This is a genomic window from Flavobacterium panacagri (assembly GCF_030378165.1).
Lineage (GTDB): Bacteria > Bacteroidota > Bacteroidia > Flavobacteriales > Flavobacteriaceae > Flavobacterium > Flavobacterium panacagri.
The window spans coordinates 599072-615304 of sequence record NZ_CP119766.1; the positions used below are offsets into that span (position 1 = coordinate 599072).

A 16233-nucleotide genomic window follows, 5' to 3' on the forward strand; every position below is an offset into this window, starting at 1 on the left:
AGATGCTAAGTTTCTAAGATATTTACTTAGAATGCTCCAATTAAGAACCGAACATACGTTCGGTTTTTTTATATTATAACTAAACTTACAAATTTCCTTATTAAGGTCATTTCAAAAATTCGAAAATTACTTAACATACAGATAATCTTATTTAAGAAAATGAAAATATTTTTGAAACACCCCTGCAAATCCCTAGTGTTTATGAGAATATAGAGTTAATAATTTAGTAATACCCTCAAAATATCATACAAAACATATTTCTTTATCTTCGTTTTTAAAAAGCATTAAAAATGAGCATTGATTATTCTGCGAATAAAACTATTTTAGTCGCTCCATTAAATTGGGGTCTTGGCCATGCAACTCGTTGTATTCCTATTATAAAAGCGCTTCAGGAGAATAATTATATCCCGATTATTGCCTCAGACGGGGTTGCGCTGGCTTTATTGCGAAAAGAATTTCCTTATATACAGACTTTAGAACTTCCTTCTTATCATATTGAATATGCCAAGAATGGTAAAAACTTTAAATGGAAGCTGATCAAAAACCTTCCTAAAATGATAACTGCCATTTTGGATGAGAAAAAAATGGTCAATACCTGGATTAAAAAACATGGAATTGATGGTATTATCTCTGATAATAGATTAGGGGTTTTCAGTAAAAAAGTTCCTTCTGTATTTATGACGCATCAATTGAATGTGATGACAGGAAATACAACTTGGTTTACGAGTGTATGCCATCAAAAAATCATCAAAAAATATACAGAATGCTGGGTTCCCGATACTAATGATGAAGTAAATCTTACTGGAGATTTAGGTCATGTAAAATCTGAGGAACTGAATTTAAAATATATTGGTCCGCTAAGCCGAATGCGAAAAAAAGACACTCCAAAAATATATGATCTGATGATTATATTATCTGGCCCTGAACCACAGCGTACTTTCTTGGATGAAAAACTACAGAAAGAAGCAGCAAAATATCCTGGAAAAGTCGTTTTTGTTCAAGGGATTGTAGATAAATCTCAGGAAAAATGGCAGGCTGGAAATGTGACTTATTATAATTTCATGAATTCAAAACAGCTGGAACAGACTTTTAATGAAAGTGAATTTGTTCTCTGCCGTTCGGGTTATACGACTGTTATGGATTTGGCTAAATTGGGCAAAAAAGCTTTTTTTATTCCAACTCCAGGACAATATGAACAAGAATATCTGGCAGTAAAACTTCAAGAAGAAAATCTTGTGCCTTATGCAATGCAAGACGACTTTACTATTGAAGATTTATCAAAAGTAAAATCGTTTAAAGGACTATCCCAATTTGAAAACAATATTGACTGGGATTCGTTATTTGCTGTTTTCGAAAATAATTCTCCAGCATAAAAAAATCCGTTTAATCTGTATCCAAATCAGAACACAGATTAAACGGATTCACTATCGTGAAAATCCGGATTTTATTTTTTTCTAGAAATTAAACTGTGCTTGTAATCGTAACACATTTCCTTGTTGTCTGTTTATTGGAAGTGCACTGTCTTCAAAAGTTCTGTCAGCAATTACATATTCTGCCGTTAACTCAAAAGCTTTAATTGGCTGCCATTCGACACCAATTTGGTAATCTCTTACAATGTAGCTTCTGGCATCTTTTTCATATTTTTTTCCTCCGTCATAATATTGAAACTTAGCGAAAGGATAAATATGCTGTTTTTTAATATCCCATTTATAGTTTAATAAAACATAACCTCCATTTAGGTCCGTTTCATCAACTGTATTTGTTACTGTATTATATCTTGGACCTTTCCCAATATTATATTCTGTCTGGATTCCAAAAGGTCTAGGATATAAAACGAATGTTGCTCCTACTCTTTGGTCTTTTACATATTGCGGATCATTTACAGTAACTCCAGATGAGATTTCTCCAGTAAAAGCCCATTTTCCTGTGTAAGCCTGAATTCCTGGTTCGATGATCTGACTCCCAATTACGAATGGATACGTTACTCTGGCAACTACATTTAAATCTCTATTTCCATCTAATTTATTAGCAATTTGACCATTGTAAACACCAAAAGCAAATACACCAAAATCCCCTGAACCTTTATAACCGTCTCTTACCAACATGTTGAAACGCTCTCTAATTTCGGCTGGAGCCCAATAAAAGAACATTCCCAAATCACGTTCGTTCAATATAGCACTGTTGATTCCATCGGCACGATCTAGAGTTAAACGCTGCGAACTAGACTGCATATTTTCGAATCCGTATGGAATTTTACTCTGCCCTACACGAACACGATATTCTCTTTTCTTATCAAACGAAAGATCAAAATACAAATCACGAATCTGAACAAAGTTCTGAATTCCTGTACTTGGCGAACTAGCAAAATCTGGCTGGAAATAGAAAAATACATTTGGATGAACCTGTCCTGAAAATACCAAACGGGCACGGCGAATAAAAAGTCCGTTATTTGCTTTGGCATCTGGAGCTGTAGAAGTTGTTCCCCAAGATTTATCGCACTGATCACAAGAAACTTTATCATTTGTAGAAAGCAGACCATTATATCGAATCTGAGCGTAACCTCTTAATGAGATTCTGTCGTACCAATGTTCTTCAATTCCTCCTCCAGATTTAGTGTCTGGAAGTTTCGCTTTGTTGATAGAATCTAAAATACGCATTACTTCGTTTTTTACATCCTGCTTATTCAATTCTTGCTTATTTGTTTCCTGCGCATTAACAGCACAAGTTAACAGTAATAAAACTGCTAGTAATTTTCTTTTTATCATTAGTTCTCTAAATCCCTTAAATTCAGGATGCAAAGATGGAGCACCTATGTTAAGAAATCATTAACCAGATGTTACTATAATAAAAATTTAATGTTACCGACTAAATCGGTATGTTTATTTATTGTTAAAACCCTTTGTTTTAAGGCTTTCAGCAAAAATCAGCTTACGATTTTTTAACGTCTGCTTTTGGGTTTTTAAATGCTTTTTCGAGCGTAAAAGAGAATTCTGAACCAATTCCGAACTCACTTTCTACATAAACTTTCTCTTTATGCGCTTCAATAATATGCTTTACAATCGCCAAACCTAAACCAGAACCTCCTTCAGAACGCGTTCCGCTTTTGTCAACGCGATAGAAACGTTCAAAAAGTCTTGGAATGTTTTGTTTTTCAACTCCTTCTCCATTATCACTAATACGAATTAAGACTTTTTTCTTGGTTAAGTTGACAACGCCAACTTCTGTTAAACCACCTTCTTTTCCATATTTAATAGAATTGACAATTAAGTTTTCAAGAACTTGCTGAATTCGGTCTTGATCTCCGCGAATAATTACAGATTGTACATTTTTGCTTTCAAAAGCTAATTTGATTTTCTTTTTATCGGCTTTCATTTCCAATAAGTCAAAAACATTCTGAATCAGCTCAACGATATCAAAATCAGTCATATTTAAATCTAAATCACCAGATTCTAATTTGGTAATCATATCCAAATCTTCTACTATATAGATCAAACGCTCTACTCCTTTTTCGGCTCGTTTTAAATATTTTTTTCTGATGTTTTTATCGTCCATTGCTCCATCCAACAAAGTGGAGACATAACCCTGAACGGTAAATAAAGGTGTTTTCAATTCGTGCGAAACGTTTCCTAAAAACTCTCTTCTGTATTGTTCACGAATTTCTAACATTTCGATTTCCAGCTTTTTATCGGTTGCAAACTTTTTCACTTCTCGAGAAAGCGTTTCCATATCCGTATTTATTGGCTGATTGATCAAAGTGGTAGATTCTAATAACGAAACTTCATCATAGATTTTCTTCACTCTTCTATAAATGAATCGTTCTACACGATATTGCAAAACCAAAAAAGAGAAAATATAGATGACAATAATGAAAATTATTCCAAACGCAATCTGATGTTTTAATTGGTTTTTATAAAATAAAGACATTAACATCAGTACAAAAGCAGTAGTAAAGAGACTGATATACAATGCCGATTTTATAGCAAACTTGTATGTTTTTTTAAAATTAATTTTCATTGAAATTATTAATCATTAAGAGATTAAAAGAAATTAAGCATAACTCAAAAACCATATAAAAAACTGAAGTCGATTTAACTTCGGTTTCTTATATGGTTTAAATGTATTGAATATTTTTAAAAGAATTTGAATGGATTTAAATCTTAACCAAAATTCCAAAAGTCTTAGCAACTTAGTAACTCAGAATCTTAGCAACTTTAAAATTTAAACCTCAAATTTATAACCAACACCTTTTATGGTTTTAAAAAGGTCTTCGCCTATTTTTTCGCGCAGTTTTCTAATGTGAACATCGATTGTTCTTCCTCCAACTACTACTTCATTACCCCAAACTTTATCCAGAATTTCATCTCTTTTAAAAACTTTTCCTGGTTTTGAAGCCAATAGATAAAATAATTCGAATTCTTTTCTTGGCAAAGCAATTTCTACATTGCCTTTTATGATTTTGTATTCTTCACGGTTAATCTCGATTCCGCCTACATTTAATGTATCTGTAACGACTTCTTGTTCTTTTAACCTTCTTAACAACGCCTTTACTTTAGAAACCAACAATTTTGGCTTAATAGGCTTTGTAATATAGTCATCAGCACCAGCATCAAAACCAGCCACTTGAGAGTAATCTTCACTTCTTGCCGTAAGGAATGTTATGATAACATTATTTAGTTCAGGAATTTTTCTGATGTGCTCGCATGCCTCCATTCCGTCCATTTCTGCCATCATCACGTCCATAATAATTAATTCCGGCAATTCTTTCTGAGCTTTAGCTATAGCATCTTTTCCATTAGAAGCAGTAACAATTTGATAGCCTTCCTGAGCAAGGTTATAGCCAACGATTTCTAAGATATCTGGTTCGTCGTCAACTAATAAAATCTTAGTTTGTGTTTTTTTCATAAATAGCAAAAATTGAGATTTTTACATCAAATCTTTTTAATTATTTATCCGATGTTTTTTATTTCACGGGGTAAATATACTAACAAAAGAACCTTTAAAAATTGGTGTTAACGGTAATTTAATCTGGTAACAATTTGATAATCTTAAGCACACAAAAACATAACAAGTTGGTAACATCGACTTCACGGTGTGGTTCTTTCTTTGCACCAAAATAAATTAACACAACACTGAACAATGAAATTCAATTTAAGATTTCTATTTATCGCATTATTTATCTGCACGATTTCAATCGCGCAAAACAAAGGTACGATTTCTGGAGTTCTAACCGACAAGGATATGAACAATGATCCGTTACCATTTGCTAATGTTTTAATTAAAGGTATAAATATTAGCGTAAATACCGACGTTGACGGAAAATATTCTTTGAGCGTAAATCCAGGAAATTATACTCTTGTATTTAGCTTTTTAGGATATGAATCTGTAGAAACTCCAGTTGCTATTAAAGGAAGCGAAACTGTAGTGGTTAACCAGGCTCTTTCTTCTGGAAGTTATACACTTAAAGATGTCGTGGTACAAGCGGCAGCTGTAAGTAAACAAAAAGAAACAGCTCTTTTACTAGAACAAAAAAATGCAGTTGACATCAAACAATCTATTGGTGCGCAGGAACTTTCTAGAAAAGGTGTGGGAGACGTAGCTGCTGCTGTTGTAAAAACATCAGGAGTTTCTAAACAAGAAGGAAGTAACAATATTTATGTGAGAGGTTTAGGAGACCGTTACAATACTACTTCGATGAATGGATTACCAATTCCATCAAATGATCCACAGAAAAAAAACATTGCTCTTGATCTTTTTTCAACTGATATTGTAGAATACATTTCAATTGACAAATCGTATGGTGCAAAAATGTATGGTGATTTTGGTGGCGGAAACGTAGATATTGTTTCTAAAGATTATCGCGGAAAAGGAATGTTTGAAATTTCTTTAGGATCTAAAATTAACACAAACGCAGTACAAAATTCAAGTGACTTTTTACTACAGCAAGGACCTACGAAAACTGGTTTTGTTTCATACGGAGTTCCCAACAACCCTTTAACTAGTTATAGTTTCCAAAACAGCTTAAATCCTAAAAAAGAATCTCCATTTGGAGGAAACTTTAACCTTAAAGCAGGTAAAACTTTCAACATTGGCGAAGAAGGAAAACTAAGCCTTTTTGCTACTGCGGGATTTGGAAATGGTTACGAATTTAGAGAAGGACTAACTCAAAGTGTAAATGCTCAGGGTGCTTCATTAAAATCTTTCCAACAAGAAAAGTTTACTTACAACACCAATACTACTGGAATGTTCAACGCTAACTATCGCTTGAACAAAAACCATAAAATCGGATATAACTTTTTGTTCGTAAATACATCAGAACAAACTAGAGATACTTATTATGGATCTGATCGTGATTTCGATAATTCAGATGCTGATCTTTATGTTCAAAGAGGTACGTTTACACAAAATACACTTTATATCAACCAGCTTTTAGGAAGTGATAAAATAACAGATAAAATTGATTTGGACTGGGGTCTTTCATACAATACTGTAAAAGGTAATATGCCTGACAGAACTCAGAACAAAATGTTCCATAATCCAACAACTGATGTTTACACGTTAGCTCAAAGAACGACTACTGACAACCAAAGATATTTCCAAGATCTTACAGAAGATGAAGCTGCTGCTAATCTTGCTTTTACTTACAAACTAGGAGATAAAGAAAGTGGTGAATCTAGAGGGAAAATCACAGCTGGTTACAACGGTAGATTTAAAAAACGTGATTTTGAAGCGATTCAATTTAACTTTAACATTAGCCAAACTGGACAAAGCACAAGTTTAGATCCAAATAACTTAGATGCATTCTTTAATCAGTCAAATTACGATAGTGGTTTATTCTCAATTGCATCTTATGCAGGAATGACTCCTCAAACTTACAATGGAAAACAAGATATACACGCAGGATTTGGTACTATAGAATACAAATTATCAGACAAACTTAGTGGTGTTTTAGGTATTAGATATGAAAAAATCACCCAAACCGTTAACTGGAGAACACAGCTTGATGCCGCTGGAGGAACCAATACATTTGACAGAAATGAATTTTTACCAAGTGCTATCTTAAAGTATGAACTAAACGAAAAACAGAATCTTCGTTTTGCCGCTAGTAAAACATACACTTTACCACAATTTAAAGAACGTGCCTTGTTTATCTATGAAGATGTAATGGAGTCTGTACTTGGTAATCCAAGTTTATATCCTTCACAAAACTACAATGTTGACCTTAAATGGGAAATGTTCCCAAAAAGCGACGAGTTATTCTCTGTTACTGCCTTTGGAAAATACATTTTAGACCCAATTAACCAAATTATTATCGCTTCTTCTGCAAATGATATTTCTTTTGTGAATATCGGAGATACTGGTTATGCATATGGAGTAGAGTTGGAAGCAAGAAAAAACATCTTTGAAATAGAAGGAGAATTCACAAACAAATTATCTTTTGGATTTAATGCTTCTTTAATGAAAACGCATCAAGATATTGATAATGCTAAAATAAACGACGAAACAGAAGGAAGAATAAACATTAACACAACGGATAAAACCTCAGGTTTTACAGGAGCTTCTGATTTGATTTTGAACGCAGATTTATCATATACTAAAAATTTCAGAAACGATTCTGGCATTATGGCAACGCTAGCTTACAATCATTATTCTGATAAACTTTATGCTCTTGGAAATGAAGGAAAAGGAAATTTAGTAGATAAGGCTATGGGATCTTTAGATCTTGTTTTCAAAACTAAATTAAACAAAAACTTTGGAATTGACTTTGGAGCAAGAAACTTGCTAAACCCAGAATTCAAAAGAGTTCAAGAAAATGCAGATGGAGACATTTTAGTATTCAATTACAAAAAAGGATTAACATTAGGATTAGGAATGAACTACCAATTCTAATAACACAAAACAAATGCTGAGTTAGCAATTAGTTAACATTACAGTAAAAAATACATAACAAACAGTTGACAACGGCTTAACGTTGATTAAAGCTTAAGTTCTAATCTTTGCATAAACACAAACTAATTAAAAAAGTAATGAAAAAAACAATTTCAACAATTTTCGGTTTAGCGGCATTATCGCTTGCAACACTTACAACATCTTGCTCAAGCGATGACAACAAAAACGAAGGACCAAAATCTGATTTCGTAGTAGTAAGAGACAACTTACAGGGAGAAATCAACAGTGGTGAGGTAGTATTAGAATCTGGAACTTATAAACTAACAGGAAAATTAGTAGTTAAAAATACTGCAAAACTTACAATTAAACCTGGAGTTATCATTGAAGCAACTGCATTACCAGCAGACCAATTAGCTGCTGTAAGATATATTGCTGTTGCTCAAGGAGGATTAATCGACGTTCAAGGAACTGCATCTAATCCTGTTATTATGACTGCAGAAGTAAAAAAACCAGCTGCTTGGGGCGGTTTAGTACTTTGTGGAAAAGCTCCAATCAACAAAAACATTGGTTCAACAGCTACTGCAGAAGTTTCTGAGTTAGCATACGGAGGAACTGATGCTGCTGACAACTCTGGATCAATCAAATATTTAAGAATTGAGTACCCAGGTTTCTCTTACAGTGCTGATAAAGAATTTAATGGTCTTTCTTTCTTTGGAGTTGGAAACAAAACTGTTGTAGATTACGTACAAATTTTCGAAAGTTCAGATGACGGATTCGAATGGTTCGGTGGAACTGTAAATGCTAATCACTTAGTAGTTTCAAACAAAGACACTACTTCAGTTGGTGATGATTTATTTGACTGGACTGAAGGATGGATTGGAAATGGTGAAAACTGGTATGGAATCAGAACTAACGCTGGTAACAGAGGTATCGAAGCTGACAACAACTCTAACAATCACAAAGCTACTCCAATCTCTTTCCCAAATCTTAAAAACATTACTTTAATCGGTACAACAGCTTCAAATGGAGAATCTCAAGGTCTAAAACTAAGAGTTGGTACTAAAGGTAAATTGGACAATGTTGTATTAAAAGGATGGGCAACTGGTTTTGATATTCAACACGACGAAAGTATTTCATACGTTGGAACTGATTTATTAGCTACTAACGTTAAATTCGAAGATGTAGGTGTTAAAGCTAAAGGTACTGCTACAGTTCCTGTAACAGGAGTAACTCCAGATGTTTCTAAAGTTTTCACAGAATCTACAACTGCAACTGGAGCAGGAAACGGATCAGGAGTTCCAACTTGGACTGCTGGATGGACAAAAGGTCTATAATCTCGTAAGAAAAAATAATATTCAAAAAACACTCTAATTTTATTAGGGTGTTTTTTTTTGCTCTATACGTTTTGCCTTATAAGAACGCCCTAATAACTTATTATACAAAATGTTAAAAACAACTTAAATTTCAGGATATTTTTTTTTGGCGTGCTTTTTGTAATTTTTTTTGTATATTTACGATATCCAAATACACGCGATGGCAAAAAACTACTTTTATATTACTTTCTTATTGGCATTTTTCTTTACTGTAAGCGTTTCAGCGCAAGACAGCAAGCAATTACCAAAACCTCAGGAATCTACTTCTATTGAGGGTCTCAGCTTGTATCCTAATCCTGTAACAAATGGAAAAGTCTATATATCTTCTAAGAACGACCTAGAGAAGGAAGTTATTGTGTTTGATATTCTAGGAAAAAAAGTACTTCAGGCTCATCTGGTATCCAAAGAACTAAATGTTTCAGAATTACCTCCAGGTGTTTACATCATAAAAATTAGCGAACAAAACGCATCGACAACTCGAAAACTCATTATACGATAAAAACTCCTTCTTTGGAGCTTTTTTAGTTTACAGTCTCAGTGACGGTTTTCAGTTTACATACTTTGCTGAAAACTGCCACTGAAAACTGCGACCGAACACTAAATATAATATCTTTGCAAAAAAAAGTTTTGATTACAGCCAACGATATCTTTACCATTTCGAGTCAGAAACAATTTGAAAAAATAGCACTAAAGGTGTTTCGTTTTCAGCACGAAAACAACAAAGTGTATCGTGATTTTTGTGATTTTCTAAAAGTGAATCCGCAGCAGGTAAAATCATTACAGCAAATTCCTTTTTTACCCATCCAATTTTTCAAAAGCCATGATGTAGTTTCGAATAACGATCCTGCACAAGTTACTTTTACCAGCAGCGGTACAACCGGAATGATTACAAGTCGACATTTAGTGACCGATGTTTCCCTATATGAGGAAAGTTACCGCAAAGGATTTTCGGAGTTTTATGGCAATATAGAAGATTATGTTGTTTTAGCGCTTTTACCCTCATATTTAGAGCGTGAAGGCTCTTCGTTAATCTATATGGTAGAAGATCTAATAAACCTCTCGAATCAGCCTGAAAGCGGGTTTTATCTGCACAATCACGATGACTTAATTAAAAAGTTAACAGAATTGGATGAAGCAGGCCAAAACGTAATCTTAATTGGCGTTACTTATGCTTTATTAGATTTAATCGAAAAACACCAATTCAGTCTTCAGAATACCATCATCATGGAAACCGGAGGCATGAAAGGAAAACGTAAAGAAATGATTCGTGAAGAATTACACGAAATTTTATGTAAAGGTTTTGGAGTTTCATCCATTCATTCAGAATATGGAATGACTGAGCTTTTAGCACAGGCGTATTCTTTAGGTGATGGCATTTTCGAATGTCCCTCGTGGATGAATATTCTAGTACGGGATCCAGAAGATGCACTGACTTACGTGAAAGACGGAAAAACCGGCGGAATCAATGTAATAGATTTGGCCAATATCAATTCTTGTTCTTTTATAGCAACCCAAGATTTAGGCAAAAAAAATCCCAACAACTCTTTTGAGGTATTGGGACGTTTTGATAATTCTGATATTCGCGGTTGTAATTTGATGGTTTTATAAAGAGGTTAATTTTCGTCAATTACACCAATACTGTCTATTCCTTCTTTTTTGGATAGTGCTTTTTCTTTTTCTCCTTTATTTTCCAAAAGCTTGTAAACACCATAACAGGCCAAACCTCCACAAAGCACAAAAAATATATTCCATCCCGGGTTAATAAAACTATCGTCGGTTACATTATCGACGCCGCCGATTAAAACAGACAAAAGTCCGACGCCAAAACCCGAAACGAGTGTACCGCCATAATACGACGCTATTCCAATACCAAAATAGCCCCATTTATTCTTATCATATTCAAGAGCTAGATTGGTAAAACTTTTCCAAATCCAATAAATAAATAAAATTCCAATCATAGTTATTAGGTTAGTTTATAGGGAATAAACTTAATAAAAAAAGATTTATATTTTCATTACCAATAAATTAAAATAAAGAATCCCAATAACTAGAAAAAGTTATTGGAATTCTTTATAATTATGCTATTTGTGATTGCAATTAGATGATTTTGTAGTTATTCGTAAATATCTTTTCTATGACCTAAATCAATTACGTCAATTAAAAGAACATCATCAAATATTTCATAGATTACTCTATAATTTCCAACTCGAATTCTGTATCCTGGCCTACCTTTTAATTTTTTATACCCAACTGGTCGTGGATTATCCGCCAAATCATAAATCTGACTTTTAATAGCTGAATAGTAAGGTTCGTTAATCTTCATTAAAGCTTTCAAAACCTTATTATTAAATTCTATTCTGTAAGCCATTATTTAGCTGTCTTACGCTTTTCTTCAATAATTTTAAAAGCTTCATCTATTGATATTCTGAAACCATCATCATTTCTTTTTGCTTCATCATACAATTTCACATCTTCTAAATCTTCCAATTTTTCCAAAAGCTTATTGTATTGTTTGATTGGTAGTAAAACAGCTGTTCTATTTCCCTCTTCATCTGTAATAAATTGTGTTTTCATATTACTAAAGTATTTTAGTAAAGTTAGAGAATTATTTCACTCTAATCACAAAGTAATTTTTCTTTCCGCTTTGTAATAGCACAAACTGATTATTAATTAAATCGTTTGTTGTCAAAGTAAAATCCTCTTTAATTTTTTCTCTGTTAACCGAAATAGAATTTGCTGTTAAAGCTCTTCTCGCTTCCCCGTTAGATTTAAAGAAACCTGTTTTTTCGTTTAAAACAGTTATAATATCCAATCCGTTTTCTAAATCAGCTTTTGTGATTTCCGCTTGCGGCACTCCGTCAAAAACTTCCAAAAAAGTTGCTTCGTCTAATTTCTTCAAATCTTCAGCAGTTGAATTTCCGAATAAGATGTTCGAAGCCTGAATTGCTTTTTCCAATTCTTCACGATTGTGAACAAAAACAGTGATTTCTTCAGCCAGTTTCTTTTGTAAAACTCTTAAATGTGGTGCTGTTTGATGTTCAGCAATTAATGCATCAATAGTATCTTTATCTAAGAAAGTAAAGATTTTGATATATTTTTCAGCATCAGCATCTGTTGTATTTACCCAAAATTGGTAAAATTTGTAAACCGAAGTCTTGTCTGCATCCAACCAAACATTTCCTCCTTCAGATTTTCCGAATTTAGAACCATCTGCTTTTGTAATCAAAGGTGTTGTCAAAGCGTATGCTTTAGCATTTTCGCCTCCCATTCTTCGCACTAATTCTGTTCCCGTAGTAATATTACCCCATTGATCAGAACCTCCCATTTGCAGCACGCAATTGTTGTTTTTATATAAATGATAAAAATCGTAACCTTGAATTAACTGATACGTAAACTCCGTAAAAGACATTCCCTCTCCTTCTCCACTAAATCTCTTTTTTACAGAATCCTTAGCCATCATATAATTTACAGTGATACGTTTTCCAACTTCACGTGCAAAATCGATAAAAGAGAATTCTTTCATCCAATCGTAGTTATTTACCATTACTGGCGCATTTGCTTCGGTTGAATTAAAATCTAAGAAACGAGACAAGACACTTTTGATTCCAGCAACGTTTTTAGCCAAAGCTTCTTCATCAAGCAGGTTTCTTTCATCAGATTTACCAGAAGGATCTCCAATCATTCCAGTTGCTCCACCCACCAAAGCAATTGGTCTATGACCAAAATTCTTTAAGTGAACCAATAAAATAATCTGAACCATACTTCCGATATGCAGTGAATCCGCCGTTGGATCAAAACCGATATACGCAGAGGTAGCTTCTTTTAGTAATTGTTCTTCCGTTCCAGGCATACTATCATGATATAACCCGCGCCATTTTAATTCTTCAACTAGATTCTTCATTTTTTTAAAATAATTTGCGCAAATGTAATCAATGTCAATCGCAATGACAAAAAAGTCTGCCACGAAGACACTAAGGCACAAAGTTTTTGTTTTTTACTTTGAAAGTATTGCATAAAATTCATTGAAATAAAAAACTTGCGCCTTAGCGCCTTTGTGGAAAAATCAAAAAAACCTTTGCAACTTTGTCACTCTGCAACTTTGCACCTTTCCAACAAAAACTTATCTTTACAACATGGTATTAGTAACTGGAGGAACTGGTTTAGTCGGCGCACATTTATTACTTCATTTAATTGAAAATGGGGAAAATGTTCGGGCAATTTATAGAACTCAAAGCAACATTTCGAAAACCAAATCGGTTTTTGATTTTTATAAAAAAGAAGCTTTATTTGAAAAAATTAATTGGCTTGAAGCCGATATTCTAGACGTTCCTTCGCTTGAAATTGCTTTTATAGATATTAAAGAAGTTTATCATTGCGCCGCTTTGATTTCGTTTGATCCAAAAGACGAAGAAAAACTTCGAAAAACCAATATCGAAGGAACCGCAAACATCGTCAATTTTTCGATTGCTAAAGAAGTAGAAAAATGCTGTTTTATAAGTTCTATTGCTGCCTTAGGAGATATTGCACCACACGAAACCTACATCACAGAAGAAACCGACTGGAATCCTGAAAAACCACACAGCGATTATGCCATTTCGAAATATGGTGCCGAAATGGAAGTCTGGCGCGGCCAACAAGAAGGGCTAAATGTTATTATTGTAAATCCAGGAGTTATTTTAGGACCACCACAAATGATGAGTGTTTTTGAGCAGGGAAGCAGTGAGATTTATCAAAAAGTTTCAAAAGGTCTTTCGTTTTACACACTAGGAAGTACTGGTTTTATTACTGTTAATGATGTTGCCAGAACAACTTTCGAATTAATGAAAAGCGATATCAGAAATGAGCGTTTCACTCTAATCGCTGCTAATATTGTTTTCAGAGACATTCTCAACTCTGTTGCCGATACTTTAAAAGTAAAAAGACCACATATTCATGCTAAGCCTTTTTTTATGAATATGCTCTGGATACTTGACAGTATATTTTCAACTTTGTTCTTTAAAAAAAGAAGTATTACCAAAGCAACGGCAAAAGCTTCTTATTCGAAAAATTTATATTCTAATGAAAAAATAAAAACCGCTCTAGGAACGGTTTTTACTGATGTTCATGATTATATTAAAACACAATCTTAATTTACTGGTTTTCTGCTCTGCTGCATCCTGATTTTTTTGATAGAATCAATATTAATTCTTGGAGCCGTTTTTTTCGCAGGATCTAGTGAATCTGGTTTTATTTCTTTGATCTTATTTTTATTAGCTTTTGCTGCTTTTTTCTCATCAATTTTAGCAAGAGAATCTGCTGCTCTTTGATTTACGGCTATTCTTTTATTTACTTCATCAAACATGTCTTTGTAAGTTTCATAATCTGAAGCATAATACATATTATTCTGAGCAAACTGAAGGCTGTCAACTTTATATTTTTTCAAAATAAACTTGGTTGCGTCAGTATCTATCGAATCTAAAGACAATGGTTTTTGATACCGCATGGCTTCCAGAAGCGATAAATCATACATAATATCAATCATTTTTCCCTTCTCAATAAGCTTTGCTGGTTCTTTTACGAGCTCTTTTTTACAGCTTATAGAAAGAAACAAAATCAATATTATTACTATAAAATTCTTCATAGTTGCTTTTTATCTGTCAAACAATAATCTTTTCCCAGCTCTTGTATCTTTTACTTTAAAATTATTATACACCAATTCGCCGTTTACAAAAGTATGTGTAATTCTAGATTTAAAAGTAAAACCTTCAAAAGGAGACCATCCGCATTTGTACAAAATATTATCTGGCTTCACGCTCCAAGGCAGACTTGGATTTACGATAACTAAATCAGCATAATATCCTTCTTTGATAAAACCTCTTTTTTCGATTTTGAAAAGTTTAGCAGGATTGTGACACATTTTTTCCACGATTTTCTCGACACTAATTTTTCCTTGATGATGCGCTTCAAACATAGCGACAACCGCATGCTGCACTAATGGCCCTCCCGAAGGTGCATTTAAGTACGACTGCTGTTTTTCTTCTTTCGTATGAGGAGCATGATCTGTTGCAATAACATCGATTCTGCCATCATTTAAAGCTTTCCAAAGTTCTGCGCGATCATCGGCAGTTTTTACAGCTGGATTCCATTTGATAAAATTTCCTTTTGTTTTATAATCTTCATCTGTAAACCAAAGATGGTGTACACAAACCTCAGCCGTGATTTTTTTCTCTTCTAACGGAATTTTATTAGTAAACAATTCCATTTCTTTCGCAGTTGAAAGGTGGAAAATATGCAATCTTGCTCCAGTTCTTTTCGCCAAAGCCACTGCTTTTGAAGAAGAAATATAACAAGCCTCAGCACTTCTGATTAAATTGTGAGCCGTTACAGGAACATCGTCACCGTATTGTTCTTTAAAAGCAGCTAAATTATTTTTGATTGTAGTTTCGTCTTCACAGTGAACTGCAATTAACATTGGCGTACTTGAGAAAATCTTTTCTAAAACGGCTTCATTATCTACCAGCATATTTCCTGTTGAAGAACCCAGGAAAATCTTGATTCCGGCAACATTTTTTGGATTGGTTTTTAAAACTTCCTCCAAGTTATCGTTTGTTGCTCCCATCATAAACGAATAATTCGCAAATGATTTTTGAGAAGCGATTTGATATTTATCTGCTAATATTTCCTGAGTAACCGCATTCGGGACAGTATTAGGCTGTTCAATGAAAGAAGTAATTCCTCCTGCAACTGCAGCTCTTGATTCCGATTCGATATCTCCTTTATGTGTTAACCCTGGTTCTCTAAAATGCACCTGATCGTCTATAGCTCCCGGCATTAAATAATTACCTTCAGCATCTACCACTATACAATCTGATGTTTTTAATGAAATGCTGTCAGCAATTTCAACAATCAGATCGTTTTCAATTAAAACATCACCTTCAAAAATTGTCCCTTCGTTTACAATTTTGGCATTTTTTATTAAAATCCTGTTCATTCT

General features: G+C 33.6%; 15 protein-coding genes. 6 read left to right on the plus strand and 9 right to left on the minus strand.

The window, feature by feature from the left end; translation table 11 throughout:
* Nucleotides 1-290: 290 nt before the first annotated feature.
* Nucleotides 291-1373 (plus strand): glycosyltransferase, encoded by a 1083-nt coding sequence (locus P2W65_RS02845; protein WP_289663421.1) that lies wholly within the window; start codon nt 291-293, stop codon nt 1371-1373.
* 81 nt (nt 1374-1454) lie between these two features.
* On the opposite strand, the gene P2W65_RS02850 is transcribed toward P2W65_RS02845, so the two are convergent.
* The 3 genes from P2W65_RS02850 to P2W65_RS02860 form a co-directional block, all read right to left on the minus strand.
* Nucleotides 1455-2765, minus strand: coding sequence for a porin (locus P2W65_RS02850; RefSeq protein ID WP_289663422.1), 1311 nt, complete (start codon nt 2763-2765; stop codon nt 1455-1457).
* Nucleotides 2766-2928: 163 nt separating this feature from the next.
* A complete protein-coding gene (locus P2W65_RS02855; protein ID WP_289663424.1) occupies nt 2929-4014 on the minus strand; it encodes a sensor histidine kinase in 1086 nt (361 codons plus the stop codon).
* Nucleotides 4015-4218: 204 nt separating this feature from the next.
* Nucleotides 4219-4902 carry a response regulator transcription factor gene (locus P2W65_RS02860; protein WP_008465097.1) on the minus strand — a complete coding sequence of 228 codons (684 nt, stop codon included), beginning with the start codon at nt 4900-4902 and terminating at the stop codon, nt 4219-4221.
* Nucleotides 4903-5136: 234 nt separating this feature from the next.
* Between P2W65_RS02860 and P2W65_RS02865 the strand changes: the two genes are divergently transcribed.
* From P2W65_RS02865 to P2W65_RS02880, 4 genes are all read left to right on the plus strand, one after another.
* A complete protein-coding gene (locus P2W65_RS02865; protein ID WP_289663426.1) occupies nt 5137-7887 on the plus strand; it encodes a TonB-dependent receptor in 2751 nt (916 codons plus the stop codon).
* 137 nt (nt 7888-8024) lie between these two features.
* Nucleotides 8025-9221: a beta-helix domain-containing protein gene (locus P2W65_RS02870; protein ID WP_289663428.1), complete on the plus strand. Its 1197-nt coding sequence runs from the start codon at nt 8025-8027 to the stop codon at nt 9219-9221.
* 199 nt (nt 9222-9420) lie between these two features.
* The gene (locus P2W65_RS02875) at nt 9421-9759 is read left to right on the plus strand and encodes a T9SS type A sorting domain-containing protein (protein ID WP_289663430.1); all 339 of its coding nucleotides are present in this window, start codon (nt 9421-9423) and stop codon (nt 9757-9759) included.
* Nucleotides 9760-9887: 128 nt separating this feature from the next.
* Nucleotides 9888-10868, plus strand: coding sequence for a LuxE/PaaK family acyltransferase (locus P2W65_RS02880; protein ID WP_289666153.1), 981 nt, complete (start codon nt 9888-9890; stop codon nt 10866-10868).
* A gap of 5 nt (nt 10869-10873) precedes the next feature.
* On the opposite strand, the gene P2W65_RS02885 is transcribed toward P2W65_RS02880, so the two are convergent.
* The 4 genes from P2W65_RS02885 to tyrS form a co-directional block, all read right to left on the minus strand.
* Nucleotides 10874-11218 (minus strand): hypothetical protein, encoded by a 345-nt coding sequence (locus P2W65_RS02885; RefSeq protein ID WP_289663431.1) that lies wholly within the window; start codon nt 11216-11218, stop codon nt 10874-10876.
* Between the two features lie 155 nt (nt 11219-11373).
* Nucleotides 11374-11628, minus strand: coding sequence for a type II toxin-antitoxin system RelE family toxin (locus P2W65_RS02890; RefSeq protein WP_289663433.1), 255 nt, complete (start codon nt 11626-11628; stop codon nt 11374-11376).
* On the minus strand, nt 11628-11834 hold the full coding sequence (locus P2W65_RS02895) for a RelB antitoxin-like protein (RefSeq protein ID WP_289663434.1): 207 nt from the start codon (nt 11832-11834) through the stop codon (nt 11628-11630). Before P2W65_RS02895 ends, P2W65_RS02890 begins: the two co-directional genes overlap by 1 nt.
* Nucleotides 11835-11865: 31 nt before the next feature.
* Nucleotides 11866-13161, minus strand: coding sequence for a tyrosine--tRNA ligase (gene tyrS / locus P2W65_RS02900; protein WP_289663436.1), 1296 nt, complete (start codon nt 13159-13161; stop codon nt 11866-11868).
* Between the two features lie 232 nt (nt 13162-13393).
* On the opposite strand from tyrS, the gene P2W65_RS02905 reads away from it, so the two are divergent.
* On the plus strand, nt 13394-14389 hold the full coding sequence (locus tag P2W65_RS02905; RefSeq protein WP_289663438.1) for an NAD-dependent epimerase/dehydratase family protein: 996 nt from the start codon (nt 13394-13396) through the stop codon (nt 14387-14389).
* Here P2W65_RS02905 and P2W65_RS02910 read toward each other — a convergent pair.
* Nucleotides 14386-14880 (minus strand): DUF4296 domain-containing protein, encoded by a 495-nt coding sequence (locus tag P2W65_RS02910; RefSeq protein WP_289663439.1) that lies wholly within the window; start codon nt 14878-14880, stop codon nt 14386-14388. The genes P2W65_RS02905 and P2W65_RS02910 overlap by 4 nt on opposite strands.
* 9 nt (nt 14881-14889) lie before the next feature.
* Nucleotides 14890-16230 carry a dihydroorotase gene (locus tag P2W65_RS02915; RefSeq protein ID WP_289663440.1) on the minus strand — a complete coding sequence of 447 codons (1341 nt, stop codon included), beginning with the start codon at nt 16228-16230 and terminating at the stop codon, nt 14890-14892.
* Nucleotides 16231-16233: the final 3 nt, after the last annotated feature.

Coding starts and splice junctions, on each gene's coding strand:
- P2W65_RS02850 (WP_289663422.1), bottom strand. CDS start 2,765: ATGATAAAAAGAAAATTACTAGCAGTTTTATTACTGTTAACTTGTGCT.
- P2W65_RS02910 (WP_289663439.1), bottom strand. CDS start 14,880: ATGAAGAATTTTATAGTAATAATATTGATTTTGTTTCTTTCTATAAGC.
- P2W65_RS02870 (WP_289663428.1), top strand. CDS start 8,025: ATGAAAAAAACAATTTCAACAATTTTCGGTTTAGCGGCATTATCGCTT.
- P2W65_RS02915 (WP_289663440.1), bottom strand. CDS start 16,230: ATGAACAGGATTTTAATAAAAAATGCCAAAATTGTAAACGAAGGGACA.
- P2W65_RS02860 (WP_008465097.1), bottom strand. CDS start 4,902: ATGAAAAAAACACAAACTAAGATTTTATTAGTTGACGACGAACCAGAT.
- P2W65_RS02890 (WP_289663433.1), bottom strand. CDS start 11,628: ATGGCTTACAGAATAGAATTTAATAATAAGGTTTTGAAAGCTTTAATG.
- P2W65_RS02855 (WP_289663424.1), bottom strand. CDS start 4,014: ATGAAAATTAATTTTAAAAAAACATACAAGTTTGCTATAAAATCGGCA.
- tyrS (WP_289663436.1), bottom strand. CDS start 13,161: ATGAAGAATCTAGTTGAAGAATTAAAATGGCGCGGGTTATATCATGAT.
- P2W65_RS02845 (WP_289663421.1), top strand. CDS start 291: ATGAGCATTGATTATTCTGCGAATAAAACTATTTTAGTCGCTCCATTA.
- P2W65_RS02885 (WP_289663431.1), bottom strand. CDS start 11,218: ATGATTGGAATTTTATTTATTTATTGGATTTGGAAAAGTTTTACCAAT.
- P2W65_RS02905 (WP_289663438.1), top strand. CDS start 13,394: ATGGTATTAGTAACTGGAGGAACTGGTTTAGTCGGCGCACATTTATTA.
- P2W65_RS02865 (WP_289663426.1), top strand. CDS start 5,137: ATGAAATTCAATTTAAGATTTCTATTTATCGCATTATTTATCTGCACG.
- P2W65_RS02895 (WP_289663434.1), bottom strand. CDS start 11,834: ATGAAAACACAATTTATTACAGATGAAGAGGGAAATAGAACAGCTGTT.
- P2W65_RS02875 (WP_289663430.1), top strand. CDS start 9,421: ATGGCAAAAAACTACTTTTATATTACTTTCTTATTGGCATTTTTCTTT.